The organism is Streptomyces sp. NPDC048442 (genome assembly GCF_040651475.1).
Classification (GTDB): Bacteria; Actinomycetota; Actinomycetes; order Streptomycetales; family Streptomycetaceae; genus Streptomyces.
Map to the genome: position 1 here is coordinate 26,567 of NZ_JBEZKB010000010.1, position 17,134 is coordinate 43,700.

Below are 17,134 nucleotides of genomic sequence, written 5' to 3' on the forward strand. Positions count from 1 at the left end.
GTCAGCGCTGCCCGTGCTCGGCGGCGGGCCGCAGCAACAGCCTGCCGAGGCCCTGCTGCTGGGCGTTGCGGGTGAGGTAGATGGCGTTCAACAGCTGGTCGGTGGGGCGCAGTTCGCCCCCGTTGTCCTCGGTGAAGAGGTCGACGAGATCCTGGTGGGTCTCGTCGGCGCGCTCCCCGAAGTGGGCCTGGACCATCGCGGCGAGGCGTTCGCCGCGCGCCGGGTCGAGGTGGACGTGGATGCAGCGGCGGAGCAGCGGGGCGGGGAACTCCCGCTCGCCGTTGCTGGTCATGACGATCACCGGGAAGGCGTGGCAGCGCACCTGCCCGCCGGTCACCGGCACCCGGCGCCCGTCGTCGCTGAGGACGTCGACCGTGCGCTGGCCCGGCCGGTCGGCGATCCGTTCCAGCTCGGGGATGTCGAACTCGCCCTCCTCCACGACGTTCAGCAGGTCGTTGGGCAGGTCGATGTCGCTCTTGTCGAGCTCGTCGATGAGCAGCACGCGGGGGCGGACGGTGGGCAGCAGAGCGGTGCCGAGCGGGCCGAGGCGTACGTAGCGCCCGATGTCGGTGCTGGTGTCGCTTCGGGTACGGTCGCGACCGGTGTCACCGCCGGTGCGGTCGAGGCCGCTGTCGCCGCCGGTACGGTCGCGACCGGTGTCACCACCGGTGCGGTCGAGGCCGGTGTCGCCACTGGCACCGCCGTCGACCGGCCGCAGCTCCTGCCGCGCCTCGCTCCGCAGCTCCTGCGCCACCTCCTGCCGCGCCTCGCGCCTCGCCTCCAGCCGCGCCTCCTGCCGCGCCTCCTGCCTGCCGTACAGCTGCGCGTCCTGGAGGCGGCCGATCGCGTCGTAGCTGTAGAGCCCGCCCTTCAGTTCCGTACGGCTGACGACCGGCCACTGCAGCACGCGACCCAGCCCCAGCTCGTACGCGATCTCGTGGGCGAGGGTGCTCTTGCCGGTGCCGGGGTCGCCGGTGACCAGCAGTGGCCGCCTCAAGTAGAGGGCGGCGTTGATGAGTTGGAGCGAGGTGGGGTCCTGTGCGGAGAGTGCCGTACGGTCGCCGAGCCGTCGGGTCGACGCGGCGTCCAGCGGCGGTGCTTCGGCGGCGGCACCGGTGAGCGGCGTCCCGTCGAAGCGGCGCCAGCGCGGCGGTTCCGGGAGGCTGTCGATGCGGTCGGGGGCGGGGTCCCCCTTGCCCTGGTAGATCAGCCACTCGTGGACACTCATGGCATGCTCCTCGTCGTCGGTCGGTCGTGGCGTGCCGTGGCCTGACCGACGGGGGCAGTCGGTGCCCGCAACGGGCCCCTGAAAATGTACCCAACTCCCCCGCACGGACAGACAGGTTCCGGCCATCGTGGCCGGGCGAACAGAGTGGCGCGGGATGCCCCGGGAGCGCGCGTGACAGCAGGCGCGACGGCATTCGCGAAAGCGTTCGTGAGGTCATTCATGGCGGGGAGATTCGTGACAGGGAGATTCTCGACGGGGAGATTCATCACGACGGGATTCATCACGACGGGATTCGTCACGGGGAGTCGTACACCTCCAGGTCGCCCGGCGCCGGCCGCCGCGGGTCGTCGTACAGGAGCGCGAAGCCTCCGGCGGGGTGCGGCTGGTCGGCCGCACTGATGGCCGCCCTGATCCGCCGCAGCCGGTCCGGGAGTTCGTCGGCACTGTCGGCGCCGGCGAGCTCGGCGACGGTGAAGGCGTGCAGTACGTCGCAGGACTCCCGGCAGTGCGCTCCGGCATGCCCTTCGATGTGCCACAGCGCGATGCCGTGGCCTGCGGCGAGGGCTTCACCCAGCGCCCGCGCGCCGATCTTGTCGCGGGCGCCCCGGCACAGCACCGGCACTTCCCCGGCGGCGAACGAGGCGAGCTGTCCCTTGGTGAGGATGCCGCCGCGCGGCGGGACGCGCCGGGCGACGAGCCGCGGCGCGGCGTGGGTGGCGTCCCAGCGGGCGGTCCAGGCGTCGTCCGGCACCCCGAGCCGTTCCAGCTGACGGACGACGACCGGGCGGCGCACTCCCAGGAGTTCCTTGAGCTCGCGCTCGTGGAAGTTGGCTTGTTGGTTGACCTGCCAGTGGTGCACCGGGCGGTCGAAGTCCCCCAGATCCAGGGCGATTTCGAGCGGTGCGGGCCGCTCCTTCACGTCGACCTGGGTGAACAGGTCGGCGAGCGGCGCGCCGACCCGGTGAATGAGGTCGGCCGCGGGTACGGCGTGCCCGGCGTCCACCGGGAAGCCGTCGGCGTCGCCCATCCGCAGCGTCCAGTCGTAGCTGGACCCGTCACCCTCCAGCCGCAGCAGTTCCAGGATGACCACAGGCTTGGGGTCTCCGGGCCCCGGGTAGCGGCGCGGCCCGCCGTCGTCGGCCTGCGGCGACAGGGCGGCGGACAGCGGCTCGGACTCCCGCACCCCCACACCACCCCCCACACCGCCCCCTACCCCTACCCCTGCCCCTGCCCCACCCCTCCGCTGCTCTATCCAGTCGACGAGTTCGCTGCTGCCGAGCCCCTGGGAGGCGGCGAGGCGCTGTACGTCGTCGAGGTAGCGCAGAAAGTACTCGGCGCGCTGCGGGGTGGACCCGTCGTACAGCTCGCCGTGCCCGTCGCGCCAGGCGACCGGCGTCGCCACCGGGTCGCCGACCCGGCGCCTGGGGAAGGCGATCCGGGCGAGGGTGATGACGGCATACGGGGCGGGCGGCGGGGGCAGCGCGGCGAGCAGGCCGAGCGCCGTGCGCCGGTCCTCGGGCGTCCACGTACAGCTGCCGTACCCGCCGCCGGCGCCGGGCAGTGCGGACTGCCGGCCGATCCAGTCGTCACCTTCTGTCGACCAGCGGCGCTCGTGCCACTTGTCGTGTTCGCGGACGATCTCCTGGTAGAGCTCGCCGAACTGGCGCAGCGCCGTGATCGCGACGGACTGTCCGCCGGACTGGTCGCCGGGGCGGCGCGACTTGGTGACGCCGACGACGGCGCCGGCGGCCGGGTCGAGGACCGGGCCGCCGGAGAGACCGGGCAGGATGCGGACCTCGCTCTCGTCGAAGCGGCGCCCGTACGGCGAACCCTCGTGCACCCGCACCCGGGTCCCTCCCACCCAGGGCCGCCCTGCGCCTTCCCCCTCCTCGCCCTCGGGCACGTACCCGTGGACCGTGCGCCGGCTGCCGACAGGCTGCTCGGCCCAGTCGGCGAGCCATACGCACTCGTGGCGGACACCGGGTGTTTCGAGGCGGACCACGGCGAGGTCGAGGCCCGGCGGGATGGATCCGCCGTCGGAGAGGTCCCAGAGCGAGGCGGCCATCCGGGCGCGGACCGGCCGCCCGTCGTGGAAGCCGTCGCCGCGCACCAGGAAGACGGTGTCGCGCTTGTCCCGCAGGGGGCCGCGCAGCACGTGCGCACAGGTGACGATGAGCCCGGGGGCGACAAAGAATCCGCTGCCCCACATGCGCGGGGGCCCCGGACCGTCCGGGATGTCGGCGGTGAAGTGGACGGTGGCCGCCGCGGCGAGTTCGGCCAGCCACTGGCTCGACTCAGTCATCGCGGATGCCGCCGCTCATGATGTGACCCCCCGTGTTCGCCCCAACTGCCCAGCCGGTGCGGTGCTTTGCCGCAGTACTTCTACCCGCTCTGCTAAGACTGCGACGAGGCTACCGGCCCGCCCGGTTGCACGTCAGCCCCGGCAAGCGGGCAGACCGGGGCGGGGACGACGACGAATCCCTCTTGGCCCGCGGCCGGATCCCGGACAGAGCGGGACGTCCCGGGAGCGCGGCAGTCCGTTTTATTCTTGACCCATGTACTTCACTGACCGTGGCATCGAAGAGCTGGAGAAGCGACGCGGCGAGGAGGAGGTCACTTTCGAGTGGCTCGCCGAGCAGCTGCGCACGTTCGTGGACCTCAACCCGGACTTCGAGGTCCCGGTGGAACGACTGGCGACGTGGCTGGCCCGGCTGGACGACGAGGACGAGGACGAGGAGTAGCCCACGGCCGGGCGGCCGGGGCGGGCCTCCGCGGGCGGGGCCGGGCGGCGCGGATGACGTGGGCGGCGCAGGTGGGACGGGCGAGGTGGGTGACGTGGGCGTCGCGGATGACGTGGGCGTAGCGGGTGGGAACGGACCTCACGGGCAGGCCAGACCTCGCAGGTGACCTGGGCCTGGCAGGTGACCTGGGCCTCACAGGTCGCCTGAGCGCCTGGGCCTCGCAGGCAGTCCGCCGCTCGCGGGCGGACCGGGCGTCGCGGGTGGCCTGGGCCTGGCAGACGATCCGAACCTCGCAGGCCGTCCGGGCTACGCGAGCAGGCCAGGCCTCGCAGGCCGCCTGGGCCTCACAGGCCGCCTGAAGGCCTGGGCCTCGCAGGCAGTCCGCCGCTCGGACAGGCCGCACCCCACAGGCAGCCCGGCCTCACGGGCAGTCCACATCCACCGGCGGTCCACGCCTCACCAGCGGCCCAGGCCTCGCGGGCAGCCCTCACCACACAGGTGTTCCGGGCCGCACGGGCAGGCCGCACCCCAACAGACGGCCCGGACCTCATACGCGGCCCCCACCCCGCAGCCGTCCAGACCTCACGGGTGGCCCGCACCCAGGGGCCCGCACCCATCCGCACCCACCGACCGACCGGCACCCCACGCCCAGCCCACACCCGAGGGTCCACACCCACCACGCCGCCCCCCACCGACAGCCCACCCCTGCCCCCGCCCCCCCCGGAGGGGCCCCTCACCCCCGCGCGCGCATCCTGTCGTACGTCAGGCTCAGCGTGCCCTGGGTGGCCAGCAGGCCGCCCGCGACTGCCCATCCGGCCGAGGAGCGGCGCAGGCCCCACACCAACAGGGGTACGCCCAGGCCCAGTTGGACCGCTCCGACGAGCCGTGCCCTGGGGCCCCGTACCCAGGAACCGAACAGGCTGTGGTCCATCACGTCCAGTTCGGCGCGCAGTGCGTCGCGCCAGCCGGACCACTCCACGGCCTCCGCTCCCGCCCCCACCCGGACCACTTCGCGCAGCCGGTCGGCGCTCTCGCCGGGAGTGAGGCCCGGCGGCAGTTCGAGCCCCGCCCGGTGCAGCAGGGCGACCAGGCCGAGCAGCCGGGCCCTGGCGTCCGCGTCCCCGTCAGGACCGGCCAGTTCCTCCAGCCGCTCCATGTCGTGTACGGGGTCGAGCGCGAGCCGTGCCGCGAAGGTGCGCATCGCCTCGTCCTCGCCGACCGGGGTGCCGTCCGTCAGCCACTCGTAGCCGACGGTGCGCCGGAATCCGGCGGCGAGGGTGTAGCCGGCGTGGTCGGGGTCCCACCACAGGGCGAGCACCGGCCAGCTCGCGCCGACCGCGAGGGCGGTCGCCCAGCCCGCGAGGACCCGGTCGACCGGTTCGTACGCGCTCCCCTGCGCCAGCCAGGGCTTGCCCTCCGGGACGAGGACGCTCCAGCCGTCGCCCGCCGGAGCGAGCAGCATCCGCTCGCGCAGCAGGTGGGCCGCAGGGCGTACCTCGTCGACCGGGGCCCGGCAGAGCAGCAGGGCCCCGGTGGCGTGCGCGGGCTGCACGGGCTGCGCGGACGAAGACATCGGGTACGACATAACGCCCACGCTAGGTCAATTCACCCGCACCCACCTCCCGCACCTCTCCCCCGCACCCCCACTCCTTATCTTGACTTCACCCAACCGCGATATATCGTGTTGAAGAGAAGACGCGATATGTTGCGTCCCCGGGGAAGAGCGGCCGAAGACCGGCCGGAGTCCCGGCCGAAGACCGACTGAAGACTGGCTGGGGAAGGAATCACCATGACCGAGTGGTCCGTCACCGAACCGCAGAAACTCACCTTCGACGCGCCCGTGACCGCGCTGAGCGTGCGCATCGTCAACGGCACCGTCAATGTCGTCGGCACGGACGGACTCTCCGACGGAGAACCGACCGCCCGCCTCGAAGTGACCGAGCTGGACGGCCCGCCGCTGGTCGTCACGCACAAGGACGGCACACTCACCGTCACGTACGAGGACCTGCCCTGGCACGGCTTCCTCAAGATGTTCGACCGGCGGAGCTGGAACCGCTCGGCGGCCGTCACCCTCACCGTCCCCGCCGGGGCGAAGGTCGACGTGGGCGTGGTCGGTGCGAACGCGGTGGTCACCGGCATCCGGGAGCGCACCGAGGTGCGCGGGGTCACCGGCGAGACCACCCTGGTCGGTCTGTCCGGGCGGGTGAAGGCGGAGACGGTCTCCGGCAACGTCGCGGCCCACACCCTCACCGGCGACCTGCAGTTCAAGTCGGTGACGGGCGACCTGACGGTCATCGACGGCGCGGGTTCCTCCGTCCGGGCGGACTCGGTCAACGGGGCGCTGGTCATCGACGTCGACACCGTCCGCAACGGCCCCACGGACATCGACCTGACGACGGTGAGCGGCGAGATCGCGATCCGCCTCCCGCACCCCGCCGACGCGAAGGTGGAGGCGAACACCACCAGCGGGTCGATCTCCAACGCGTTCGAGGACCTGCGGGTTTCCGGCCAGTGGGCGCAGAAGAAGATCACCGGCACGCTGGGCACGGGCGCGGGCAAGCTGCGCGCGACGACGGTCTCGGGCGCGATCGCCCTGCTGCGCCGCCCGCCGCGCGACGACGCGCCACTCGACGACGCACCGCCGCTCGACGACGCACCCGGCGACACACCCAGCGACGCCCCTACCGGCACTCCCTCCGACGCCCCTTCCGGTACCCCCGGTGGCACTCCTTCCGGAAAGGTCCTCTGACATGCCTCCCGTCTTCGCCCACGGCCGACTCCGCCTCTACCTCCTCAAGCTGCTGGACGAGGCCCCGCGCCACGGCTACGAAGTGATCCGTCTCCTCGAAGAACGCTTCCACGGCCTGTACGCCCCGTCCGCCGGCACCGTCTACCCGCGCCTGGCCAAGCTGGAGGCCGAGGGCCTCGTCACGCACGCCACCGAGGGCGGCCGCAAGGTGTACTCGATCACCGAGGCCGGCCGCGAGGAACTTGCGGGCCGGGGCGGCGAGTTGGCCGACCTGGAGATGGAGATCCGCGAGTCGGTCTCCGAGCTGGCCGCCGAGATCCGCGACGACGTACGGGGCGCGGCGGGCGACCTGCGCCGCGAGATGCGCGCCCAGGCCGCGGACTCCAAGGAGGCTCCCGCCGGCTCCGGCGCGAAGGGCGACCGAGGTGCCCCCTGGGGGGACCACGAGGCCTGGCGCACCGCGAAGGAGGAGATGCGCAAGGCCCGCCAGGAGTGGAAGGAGCAGGCCCGCCGCGCGAAGGACGAGAGCCGCCGGGCCCGCGAGGACGCCCAGGAGGCCCGCCGTCAGGCGAAGGAGACCGCCGAGCGGGCCCGCGAGCAGATGCAGCAGGCGGCCCGCCGAGTGGAGGAGCAGGTCCGCGAGCACGTGGCACGCGGCGACTGGCCCTCCGCCGTACGGGACGGACTCGCCGAGATCGAGAAGGAGTTCAGCCGCAACTGGGGCAAGGACTTCGGCCGCTTCGGCCGCCCGCACGAGGCCCCCGACATCAAGGTGGAGCGGGCGGACAAGGCACCTTCCAAGGACGCCTGGGAGGACGCGGTACGGGACGACCCGGCCCGCGGCCCCGCCCACGAGGACGCCCGCCCCGACCCGGCCCCGCAGGCAGCGGACGCGCCCCCGAAGGAGTCCCTCCCGGACTGGGCGTTCGAGGACGCGAAGCCCGGCTCCGACCCGGCCCGCGACCTGGACCGCCTCCTGGACCGCTTCCGCGACGGCATCCGCGACGCGGCCCGCGACCACGGAGTCTCGGCGACCCAACTGACGGACGCCCGAGCCAGGCTGGCCACGGCGGCGGCCCACATCGACGGCCTGCTGCGGAGGCCGAAGAAGTAGCACGACCCCGGGGCCCGTCCAGGTGCGAGAACCGACCTGGGCGGGCCCCCCCGTCTTCCTCGACGCACTGCCGCTTTCGACGAGGATCACCCGTGCCGCGAACAGCCACCACCGTCAGGCCTCACGCACCCGGCCCGGCCGCCTCGAAGCGCTGTTACGCGGAACTGCTCGTCCCGGCCCGGCCACCTCGAAGCGCTGATACGCGGAACTGCTCGTCCCGGCCCGCCCAGCCCACCCCTCTCCCCTACACGCACTGCCAGAGAAACCGCCCTTCCTTCCCGTCCGGTGCCAGGAACGCGTACCCGACCCCGGTGTCCCCGAAGTTCACCTCGAAGGGCATCGCGGTCGAGTCGAGCTGGACCACCAGCTCCCAGTCCTCCCCCGGCACTTCCTCGCCCTGCAGCCAGAGCGGCTCCACCCCGGGGCCGCCCAGGAACTGCCAGCACTCCTCCTCCGGGTCGGGTTCGCCCGTCACCGGCAGGTGGTCGGCCCCGGCGGCCGGCCCCTCCGCCAGGTCCCGCACCCCGGACACGAAGTCCGGCAACCGGCCGCCCGGCTGGACGATCAGCGCGTTCTCCCCGCCCTCCGGCTCGAAGGTGTCGTCCGCGTCGTCCCCCGTCATGAACAGGTAGGCGAACCCACCGTCCCGTACCGCGAACTGCCCGATGAACTCCATCGGTTCACCGGATTCCTTCGACAGGGGCCACTGTGCCCCCTCCAGCCACGCCGGCTGCCCACCCACCTTGGTGACCGGCCCGGTCACGGGGCCCTCGGCGGGCACGAACTCAACGGGCGCGGGCACGGGCACGGGCACGGAAACCTCCAAGGCGGACAGCGGACGAACGTTGCCGAAAACCCTAGCCCCCGGGTCTGACAACGCCCGCCCACCAGCTCCTACTTCACGTGCCCGAACATCGCCTGCTCCACGGCCCCGTACCCCGCCCCGTACTCCCCGAGCACCTCGGACACCACACCGGGGCCGGTGACCAGCGCCAGCAGCAGGTGTTCCTCGCCGATGTGCTTGTCGCCGCGGCCCAGTGCCACCCGCAGCGACCGTTCGAGGACCTTCTTCGCGCCGGGCGTGAACGGCCGGTGGCTCTTGAGCAGCCGGCGCCTGCCCCTGCCGCCCCCGTCCAGAGCGCCCTCTCCGTGCGCCTCCTCCACCTTCGCGACGATGGCGTCGATGTCGATTCCCATCCCGGCGAGGGCGTCCGCCTCCGCCTTCGAGACCCCGCCCCGCCGCCGCGCCTCGGCCAGCGACTCGGCGATCGCCGTGCGGCGCGCGTCGAGCCCGAGTGCGGAGAAGGCGACCGAGGCCCGCCCGTCCGCCACCTCAAGGAGTGACAGCAGCAGATGCTCCTCGGTGACGTCGTCCGACTTCTGCCGCTCCGCCTGGGCGACCGCCCCGGTCACCACGCTCCGCGCGCTCTCCGTGAACCGTTCGAACATCATCGACCCCCATGCTTCTTGTGCACGGCCTGCTTGCTGACGCCGAGCTCGGCGGCGATCTCCTGCCACGACCAGCCCTGTGTGCGGGCGCCCCGCACCTGTACGGCCTCCAGCTGCTCCAGCAGGCGCCGCAGGGCGGCCACCGCGCGCAGTCCGACCCGTGGATCCTGGTCTCCCGCTCTGGCGGCGAGATCGGTTGCTTCGGTCATGCCGTCAATTTACGTTGACGGGTGGCCTTCGTCAACCTCGATTGACGTCGTGCGGGTGCGGTGCGGTGCGGCGGGGCCGGTGGTCGTCGTGCGGGTGCGTCGTGGCTGATCGCGCCCACGCGGCGGAGCCGCATATCAATACAGCCCCGCGCCCCTAAATGCCTGCCCCTTACCCCCGAGCCTCCTTAAGCCGCCAGCCCTCTTGGGCAGCGGGGCCGCCCACCGACCGCACGCTCCCGCCCTACCGCTTCCGCACCACCACCGACACCTCCACCCCCGGCACCGCACGCACCCGCACCGTCGCCGCCTTCCCCGGCGCCACCTCGCGTGTCCCGCTCCATGCCCAGCCGCCCACGCTGACCCGCCATCCCTTCGCGCTCGGTGGCAGGGAGATCTCGGTCGTGGCACCGCCACGCCAACTTGCCTCGTAGGCAAGGGAGTACACGCCCTTCGATGGCGAGTACGAGTCCGTGTGCACCCGCCCCGCGACCCCCGCCGCATACGGCGCCGCCGTCTGTTCCTTGTTCGTCCGCAGTCGGCCCCCCGCGTCCACCGCGCAGTACCCGCCCCCGTAGCACCACACATAGCCCGCCCACCCGGAGCCGTAGCGCGCCATCGACGCCAGTGCGTCCCGGTAGAAACTCCCCATGTTCGGGAGGTCGTTGTTGAGCGGGCCCCACTCGCCGACCACGACCGGTACCCCGTACCGCTTCGGATACTGGGTGACAGCCGCCTCGTACGCCTCGATCCAGCCGGCCTTCGGGTCGTAGTCCGCGCCCGCCTCCATCCCCGCGTTGTAGAAGTGCGGCGCGTAGACGACCTTGCGCTTCGGGTCCTTGATCCGGCCCAGTCCCGTCGGGACGCCCTCGCCCACGATCGGGGTCGGCTCGACGAACAGCCAGTTGTCCCGGTCCACCGAACGGACCGCCGCCGCAAGGCGGTTGTGCATCGGGGTGATCTGATCGCGCTCGATCCGCCGGGCCGCCGTCGGCAGGTCCTCGCCCTCCTTCAGCTCGCCCATCGGCTCGTTGAGGAAGTCGTAGCCGAAGACCGCCGGGTGGTCCTCGAACCGGTCGGCGAGCAGCCGCCACACGGCAGCCTGGGCGCGCTGGAGGTCCTGGTCCTCGTACAGGTGGGTGAAGGCGCGCTGCACGGCGGGCTGGAAGTACTCGGAGAACCAGTCGTCCGGATTCGGTGTGAACGGCAGGCCGTCCGTCCGCGTCGCCCACTCCGGGATGCCGCGGTGCCCGAAGGCGGGGCCGAAGACGTCCTGGTGGCCGTCGAGCAGCACCTTCACCCCGTACTTCTGCGCCCAGTCCAGAATTCGGTCGATCTTGCGCAGGTACTTCTCGCTGTACTGCCCGCGCTTCGCCTCCAGGTCGTCCCAGAAGACCAGCAGGCGGGCGAAGTTGAAGCCCTGCGCGCTCATGTCGCGGAAGTGTTTCTCGGTGATGGCGGAGAGGGCGTTCTCACCGCGGTGGGTCTTGTCCTCGACGTTCCAGCCGCGCAGGGTGAGGACGCGGCCCTGGTCGTCGGTCAGCTTGGGGATGACGGGGGCGGGGGCGGGTGCCGCGTACGCGACGGGGGCGGCCAGGCCCCCGCCCGTAAGCAGCACACCACAGGCCAAGCCGGCAACCACTCTTCGGTACGTACCGCGCACGGGCACTCCTCGGGCAGTCCAGTCCAGTCAGACGGTGCCGGAGATCAAAACAGCGCCCCCCGCGACTCTCAAGACCCGGTGAGCACAATCTTTCCGAAGAGGTCCCCGCCGGCCATCCGCTCGAAGCCCTCCCGGGCCCTCTCCAGCGGCAGCACCTGGTCGATCACCGGCCGCACCCCGGTCGCCGCGCAGAAGTTGAGCAGGTCCTCCAGCTCGTCCTTGGAGCCCATCGTCGAGCCGACGACCTTCAGCTCCAGGAAGAAGATCCGGTTCAGCTCGGCGGCAGGCGGGTTGGGCCCGCTGGTCGCGCCGGAGATGACGAGCGTCCCGCCGGGTCGCAGCGACTTCACCGAGTGCGACCAGGTGGCGGCGCCCACCGTCTCGATGACGGCATCCACCCGCTGGGGCAGCCGCGCGCCCGGCTCGAAGGCGTCCACGGCGCCCAGTTCGACGGCCCGCTTCCGCTTGGCCTCGTCCCGGCTGGTCGCGTACATCCGCAGCCCGGCGGCCTTCCCGAGCACGATCGCCGCGGTGGCGACCCCGCCGCCCGCACCCTGCACGAGCACCGCGTCCCCTGGCCGTACGCCCGCATTGGTGAACAGCATCCGGTACGCGGTCAGCCACGCGGTCGGCAGACAGGCCGCCTCCTCGAAGCTGAGCTCCTTGGGCTTCGGCAGTACGTTCCACACGGGTACGGTGACCCGCTCGGCGAAGGTCCCCTGGTACTTCTCGGTGAGGATCGACCGCTTCTCGTACGGTCCGACGCCGTGCCCACTCTCGCCGATGACGGAGTGCAGCACGACCTCGTTGCCGTCCGCGTCGACGCCCGCCGCGTCGCAGCCGAGGATCATCGGCAGCGCCTCGTCGCTGATCCCCACCCCGCGCAGCGACCACAGGTCGTGGTGGTTGAGGGAGGCTGCCTTGACGGTCACGGTGGTCCACCCGGGCCGTACTTCGGGCTCGGGGCGCTCCCCCAGCTCAAGGCCGTTGAGCGGCTGGTCACGGTCGATGCGGGCTGCGTATGCGGCGAACATGGCCCGACCATAGGCCGCCCCGGCCACGTGACGGAACCGCTGCGGGGTGTGACCCGCGCCGCGTCGCCGCACCCCAGAAGCCGAGTCCCCGCCCCTCACAAGCAGAGTCGCCGCACCCCACGAGCAGATACGGGCCGCGCCCGTGCCCCCCGCACTGGGGACACGGGCGCGGCCCGTACTCGTAAAACAGCGACAGTCAGCGACTACCGCCGCGCCACGCCCTCGGCACGAGCCGCAGCGGCGACCGCCGCCGTGACCGCCGGGGCGACCCGCTCGTCGAACGGGGACGGGATGACGTAGTCGGCGGCGAGCGCGTCGCCCACCACGTCCGCCAGCGCGTTCGCCGCGGCGATCTTCATGCCTTCGGTGATGCGCGAGGCGCGCACCTGGAGCGCTCCGGCGAAGATGCCGGGGAACGCGAGGACGTTGTTGATCTGGTTCGGGTAGTCCGAGCGGCCCGTCGCGACGACCGCCGCGTACTTGTGGGCGATGTCGGGGTGGACCTCGGGGTTCGGGTTCGCCATGGCGAAGACGAACGCGCCGGGAGCCATGGACGCCACCGCGGGCTCCGGGACCGTACCGCCGGAAACGCCGATGAAGACGTCGGCGCCGGCCAGAGCGGATTCGAGCGAGCCGCTCAGGCCCGCCTTGTTCGTCAGTTCCGCCAGCTCGCGCTTGACCGGCGTCAGGTCGTCGCGGTCGCGGCTGACGATGCCCTTGCGGTCGGCGACGGCCACGTCGCCGAGACCGGCCTCCAGCAGGAACTTGGCGATGGCGACGCCCGCCGCGCCCGCACCCGAGATGACCGCGCGCAGATCGGCCAGCGAGCGGCCGGTCAGGCGGGCCGCGTTGCGCAGGGCCGCCAGGGTCACCACGGCGGTGCCGTGCTGGTCGTCGTGGAACACCGGGATGTCCAGGGCTTCCTGGAGCCGACGCTCGATCTCGAAGCAGCGCGGGGCCGAGATGTCTTCGAGGTTGACCCCGCCGAAGGACGGGGCGAGACGGACGACCGTCTCGATGATCTCTTCGGTGTTCGTGGTCGCGAGCGCGATCGGAACCGCGTCGACGCCGCCGAACTGCTTGAAGAGGATTGCCTTGCCCTCCATCACGGGGAGGGAGGCTTCCGGACCGATGTCACCGAGGCCGAGGACCGCCGTGCCGTCGGTGACGACCGCGACGACGTTCGACTTCCAGGTGTAGTCGTTGACCAGGTCCGGCTGCTCGGCGATGGCGCTGCACACCTTGGCGACACCGGGCGTGTACGCCAGGGACAGGTCGTCCTTGTCGCGGATCGGCACGGTGGCCTGCACGGCCATCTTGCCGCCCCGGTGGAGCGCGAAGGCCGGGTCGAAGGGCTCATCCAGCCCCGCGCCCGTACCGGTTTCGGGATTGACGATCTCCGCTGCCATGTCTGTTGACCCCTTAAGTCTTCATCAGTTGAGGGTGGCCACTCCTGGTTGAGGAGGGGTGGGCGGGTCCGCGCACGTGCCCCGCCCGGACGGTTGGCCCGTCCCGGCAGGGGGAGGTACGTGCGCGCGGGCGCGCCGCACACGCGCCCTGGGCCCCGGATGAGGGGTGTAAGGATCCTTCTTACCGGACCGAGTGCACCGGCGACGAGTCCGTATCCGAGCGGTGGCTGATTGTGAGCAGAGCGCCGGTGGAGTTGGGACGACTCATGATGCGATGTCGGACAAGTTCCGGAGAAGTCCAGTACTTGTCCCGTTGTGCGGTCTATTCTGCGTCCGCATCGCGAGACTTGCCGGAGTTTTTCCGGTAGTGCGGCAACAACCCCGCAGAAGGTCCGGCCTTGATGTACCGGCCCGTTGGGGTTCGGGGATCACCCGTTATCTGATTTTGACATGACGAGCCCCCTTAATGACCGGGTCCGAATGGCAAGATGCCGACATCACACCTGGTCGTGTCCGGTCGTACCACCCAGAGCCGCGTGCTCGGCCACCGCGACCAGCCCGGAGAACCGGGCCCCCGGATCACCGGGAAACGGACGTACACCCTCATCTGCCGGAGGACCCCCATGACCGCTCTCACCCCCCGCCGCTCGGCCGCACGTTCCCGAATAGCCGCGGTCGGCGCGCTCGCGGTAGCCGGAGCACTGGTTCTCACCGGCTGCGGCGACCAGACCGGTGCCGGCGACGGCGACAAGAGCGGCGGCGACAAGGCCGGCAACGGCAACGCGCTGTTCGCCAAGCTCCCCGAGGCGATCCAGAAGAAGGGCACGCTGGAGATCGGCACCAACGCCGAGTACGCCCCGATGGAGTCCAAGGAGGGCGGCGAGATCGTCGGTGTGGACCCCGACCTCGCCGCTGAGATCGGCAAGAAGCTGGGCGTCAAGGTGAAGCTCACCGACGCCAAGTTCGACACCCTGGTCACCGGCGTGAACGCGGGCCGCTACGACGCCGCGATGTCCTCCATCACGGACACCAAGGCCCGCCAGGAGGGCCTGGACGACAAGGGCAAGAAGCTCGGCACGGGCGTCGACTTCGTGGACTACTTCGTCGCGGGCACAGCCATTTACGTCAAGAAGGGCAACGCCGCGGGCATCAAGTCCTTCGACGACCTGTGCGGCAAGCCGGTCGGCGTGCAGATGGGCACCACGTACGAGACGGCCCTGAAGGCGCTGTCGAAGAAGTGCACCGACGGTGGCAAGAAGGCCGTCGACATCAAGTCCTTCGAGAACGACACCGAGGCGCAGACCCGCGTACGGGCCGGCGGTGTGGTGGCCGGCGTCAACGACTACCCGGTGGCGGTCGACCTGGCCCGCAAGGCGGACGGCGGCAAGACCTTCGAGGTCGTCGGCGAGCAGTTCGAGGCGGGCCCGTTCGGCATCGCCGTGGACAAGAAGAACAGCAAGCTGCGCGACGCCCTCAAGGAGGCCGTCGACGCGATCATCAAGGACGGCACCTACAAGAAGGTGCTGGAGAAGTGGGGCGCCCAGACCGGCGCGATCGAGGCCGCGGCCATCAACAGCGGCAAGTAGTCCCGACTCGACACCGGCCGGCGCGCACGCCGTTTCGCGCGTTCGCGCACGAGGCGCATGCCGTGCGCGCACCGGCCGTGCCGTACCTCTGAGCACCACTGAAGGGCAGTCGTCATGACTGAGAAGTTCAGCAAGGAGCCCGCCGACGCCACCCCCGGCGACTCCTCGGCCCAGGCCCAGGACCCGGCCCCATCGGCGGCCCCATCGGCGGCCCCATCCACGGCCCCGTCGACGGTCACCCCGTCGTCCGGGCCGGCCGAGGCCATCAAGGCCATCCCCGTACGCCACTACGGGCGCTGGGTCAGCGGCGTGATCGTGATCGCGCTGCTGCTCCTGGTCGGGTACTCGTTCTCGCAGGGCGACATCCAGTGGGGCGCGGTCGGTGACAAGCTCTTCGACGACACCGTCGTCGCGGGCGCCGGGCGCACCCTGCTGATCAGCGTGCTGGCCATGGTGATGGGCGTGGTGCTCGGCATCGTGCTGGCCGTGATGCGGCTCTCCAAGAACCCGGTGACCAGCGGGGTCGCCTGGCTCTACATCTGGTTCTTCCGCGGCACGCCGGTCTACCTCCAGCTGCTGCTGTGGTTCAACCTGGCGCTGATCTTCCCGGTCCTCAATCTCGGTCCTCTCTACAAGGACGAGATGACCGACGTGATGACCCCGTTCCTGTGCGCGCTGCTCGGTCTCGGGCTCAACGAGGCCGCGTACATGGCGGAGATCTGCCGGGCCGGCCTGCTGGCCGTCGACGAGGGCCAGACCGAGGCCTCGCAGGCGCTCGGCATGAGCCAGGCCAAGACGCTGCGCCGCATCGTGATCCCGCAGGCGATGCGGGTGATCGTGCCGCCGACCGGCAACGAGTTCATCAACATGCTGAAGACCTCGGCGCTGGTGTACGCGGTGACGTACAACGAGCTGCTGCGCTCGACGTCGGCAATCGGCTCCTCGTCGTACGCCGTCATGGAGATGTTCTTCGTCGCGGCCATCTGGTACCTGGTGATGACGAGCGTGTTCAGCGTCTTCCAGTTCTACCTGGAGCGACGGTACGCGCGCGGCTCGCTGCGCTCGCTGCCGGCCACCCCGTGGCAGAAGATCAAGACGAACATGCTCGGCCTGGGCCGTGAGAGGGGCACCGCATGACCGCCATGGTGAAGGCCGAGGGCGTACGCAAGTCCTTCGGCCACGTAGAAGTCCTCAAGGGAATCAACCTGGAGGTCGCCACCGGTGAGGTGTTCTGCCTGGTCGGCCCGTCCGGCTCCGGCAAGTCGACCTTCCTGCGGTGCATCAACCACCTGGAGAAGGTCAACGCGGGCCGTCTCTCGGTCGACGGCCAGCTGGTCGGCTACCGGCAGAAGGGCGACAAGCTGTACGAGCTGAAGGACAGCGAAGTCGCCCGCCAGCGCCGGGACATCGGCATGGTCTTCCAGCGCTTCAACCTGTTCCCGCACATGACGGCGCTGGAGAACGTCATGGAGGCGCCCATCCAGGTCAAGGGCGACACCAAGGCGGTCGCCCGCGAGCGTGCTCAGAAGCTGCTCGACCGGGTCGGCCTCGCCGACAAGGCCGGCAACTACCCGGCCCAGCTCTCCGGCGGCCAGCAGCAACGCGTCGCCATCGCACGGGCGTTGGCGATGGAACCGAAGCTGATGCTCTTCGACGAGCCGACGTCCGCGCTCGACCCGGAGCTGGTGGGCGACGTGCTGGACGTGATGCGCTCGCTCGCCGACGACGGCATGACGATGATCGTCGTCACGCACGAGATGGGATTCGCCCGCGAGGTCGGCGACTCGCTGGTCTTCATGGACGGGGGCGTGGTCGTCGAGTCCGGCCACCCGCGCGACGTCCTGACGAATCCGCAGCACGACCGGACGAAGTCGTTCCTCTCGAAGGTGCTGTAGCCGTCTCCTGATGGACGAGAACTTCTGAAGTACGAGAAGGGGCGGCACGGGACCGATCCC

The 17,134-nt window shown here is 71.2% G+C and carries 15 protein-coding genes; 6 read left to right on the top strand and 9 right to left on the bottom strand.

The genetic code is table 11. The annotated features are described in order from the left end of the window. Position 1 precedes the first annotated feature (1 nt). Both AB0D18_RS17150 and AB0D18_RS17155 read right to left on the bottom strand, forming a co-directional pair. Positions 2–1,228: a MoxR family ATPase gene (locus AB0D18_RS17150; RefSeq protein WP_362418326.1), complete on the bottom strand. Its 1,227-nt coding sequence runs from the start codon at positions 1,226–1,228 to the stop codon at positions 2–4. Between the two features lie 295 nt (positions 1,229–1,523). After that, positions 1,524–3,530: a trypsin-like peptidase domain-containing protein gene (locus AB0D18_RS17155; RefSeq protein WP_362418328.1), complete on the bottom strand. Its 2,007-nt coding sequence runs from the start codon at positions 3,528–3,530 to the stop codon at positions 1,524–1,526. Between the two features lie 253 nt (positions 3,531–3,783). Between AB0D18_RS17155 and AB0D18_RS17160 the strand changes: the two genes are divergently transcribed. Further along, positions 3,784–3,969, top strand: coding sequence for a DUF6104 family protein (locus AB0D18_RS17160; protein ID WP_030190019.1), 186 nt, complete (start codon positions 3,784–3,786; stop codon positions 3,967–3,969). A gap of 733 nt (positions 3,970–4,702) precedes the next feature. Here AB0D18_RS17160 and AB0D18_RS17165 read toward each other — a convergent pair. Further along, on the bottom strand, positions 4,703–5,554 hold the full coding sequence (locus AB0D18_RS17165) for a hypothetical protein (RefSeq protein ID WP_362418331.1): 852 nt from the start codon (positions 5,552–5,554) through the stop codon (positions 4,703–4,705). 204 nt (positions 5,555–5,758) lie between these two features. Here AB0D18_RS17165 and AB0D18_RS17170 point away from each other — a divergent pair, with 204 nt between their 5' ends. Next, a complete protein-coding gene (locus AB0D18_RS17170; RefSeq protein WP_362418334.1) occupies positions 5,759–6,718 on the top strand; it encodes a DUF4097 family beta strand repeat-containing protein in 960 nt (319 codons plus the stop codon). A gap of 1 nt (position 6,719) precedes the next feature. Continuing rightward, entirely contained in the window at positions 6,720–7,832 is a 1,113-nt protein-coding gene (locus AB0D18_RS17175; protein ID WP_362418337.1) for a helix-turn-helix transcriptional regulator, read from the top strand. A gap of 244 nt (positions 7,833–8,076) precedes the next feature. Here AB0D18_RS17175 and AB0D18_RS17180 read toward each other — a convergent pair whose 3' ends face one another. The 6 genes from AB0D18_RS17180 to AB0D18_RS17205 form a co-directional block, all read right to left on the bottom strand. Then, on the bottom strand, positions 8,077–8,646 hold the full coding sequence (locus tag AB0D18_RS17180) for a hypothetical protein (protein WP_362418340.1): 570 nt from the start codon (positions 8,644–8,646) through the stop codon (positions 8,077–8,079). 80 nt (positions 8,647–8,726) lie between these two features. Next, a complete protein-coding gene (locus AB0D18_RS17185; RefSeq protein ID WP_362418891.1) occupies positions 8,727–9,281 on the bottom strand; it encodes a Clp protease N-terminal domain-containing protein in 555 nt (184 codons plus the stop codon). Beyond that, entirely contained in the window at positions 9,281–9,490 is a 210-nt protein-coding gene (locus AB0D18_RS17190; RefSeq protein WP_362418343.1) for a helix-turn-helix domain-containing protein, read from the bottom strand. The genes AB0D18_RS17185 and AB0D18_RS17190 overlap by 1 nt, the downstream gene beginning before the upstream one ends. 241 nt (positions 9,491–9,731) lie before the next feature. Continuing rightward, positions 9,732–11,084 carry a cellulase family glycosylhydrolase gene (locus AB0D18_RS17195; protein WP_362418894.1) on the bottom strand — a complete coding sequence of 451 codons (1,353 nt, stop codon included), beginning with the start codon at positions 11,082–11,084 and terminating at the stop codon, positions 9,732–9,734. A gap of 134 nt (positions 11,085–11,218) precedes the next feature. Then, positions 11,219–12,184, bottom strand: a complete 966-nt coding sequence (locus AB0D18_RS17200) for a zinc-binding dehydrogenase (protein ID WP_362418346.1) — start codon at positions 12,182–12,184, stop codon at positions 11,219–11,221. Between the two features lie 203 nt (positions 12,185–12,387). Continuing rightward, positions 12,388–13,593: an NADP-dependent malic enzyme gene (locus tag AB0D18_RS17205; RefSeq protein ID WP_362418349.1), complete on the bottom strand. Its 1,206-nt coding sequence runs from the start codon at positions 13,591–13,593 to the stop codon at positions 12,388–12,390. A 623-nt stretch (positions 13,594–14,216) separates the two neighbouring features. Between AB0D18_RS17205 and AB0D18_RS17210 the strand changes: the two genes are divergently transcribed. The 3 genes from AB0D18_RS17210 to AB0D18_RS17220 all read left to right on the top strand — a co-directional run bounded on the left by AB0D18_RS17210 (position 14,217) and on the right by AB0D18_RS17220 (position 17,074). Continuing rightward, positions 14,217–15,179, top strand: coding sequence for an ABC transporter substrate-binding protein (locus tag AB0D18_RS17210; protein ID WP_362418352.1), 963 nt, complete (start codon positions 14,217–14,219; stop codon positions 15,177–15,179). A 114-nt stretch (positions 15,180–15,293) separates the two neighbouring features. Further along, positions 15,294–16,316, top strand: coding sequence for an amino acid ABC transporter permease (locus AB0D18_RS17215; RefSeq protein ID WP_362418355.1), 1,023 nt, complete (start codon positions 15,294–15,296; stop codon positions 16,314–16,316). After that, the gene (locus AB0D18_RS17220) at positions 16,313–17,074 is read left to right on the top strand and encodes an amino acid ABC transporter ATP-binding protein (RefSeq protein ID WP_362418358.1); all 762 of its coding nucleotides are present in this window, start codon (positions 16,313–16,315) and stop codon (positions 17,072–17,074) included. Before AB0D18_RS17215 ends, AB0D18_RS17220 begins: the two co-directional genes overlap by 4 nt. The last annotated feature ends 60 nt before the right edge of the window (positions 17,075–17,134 follow it).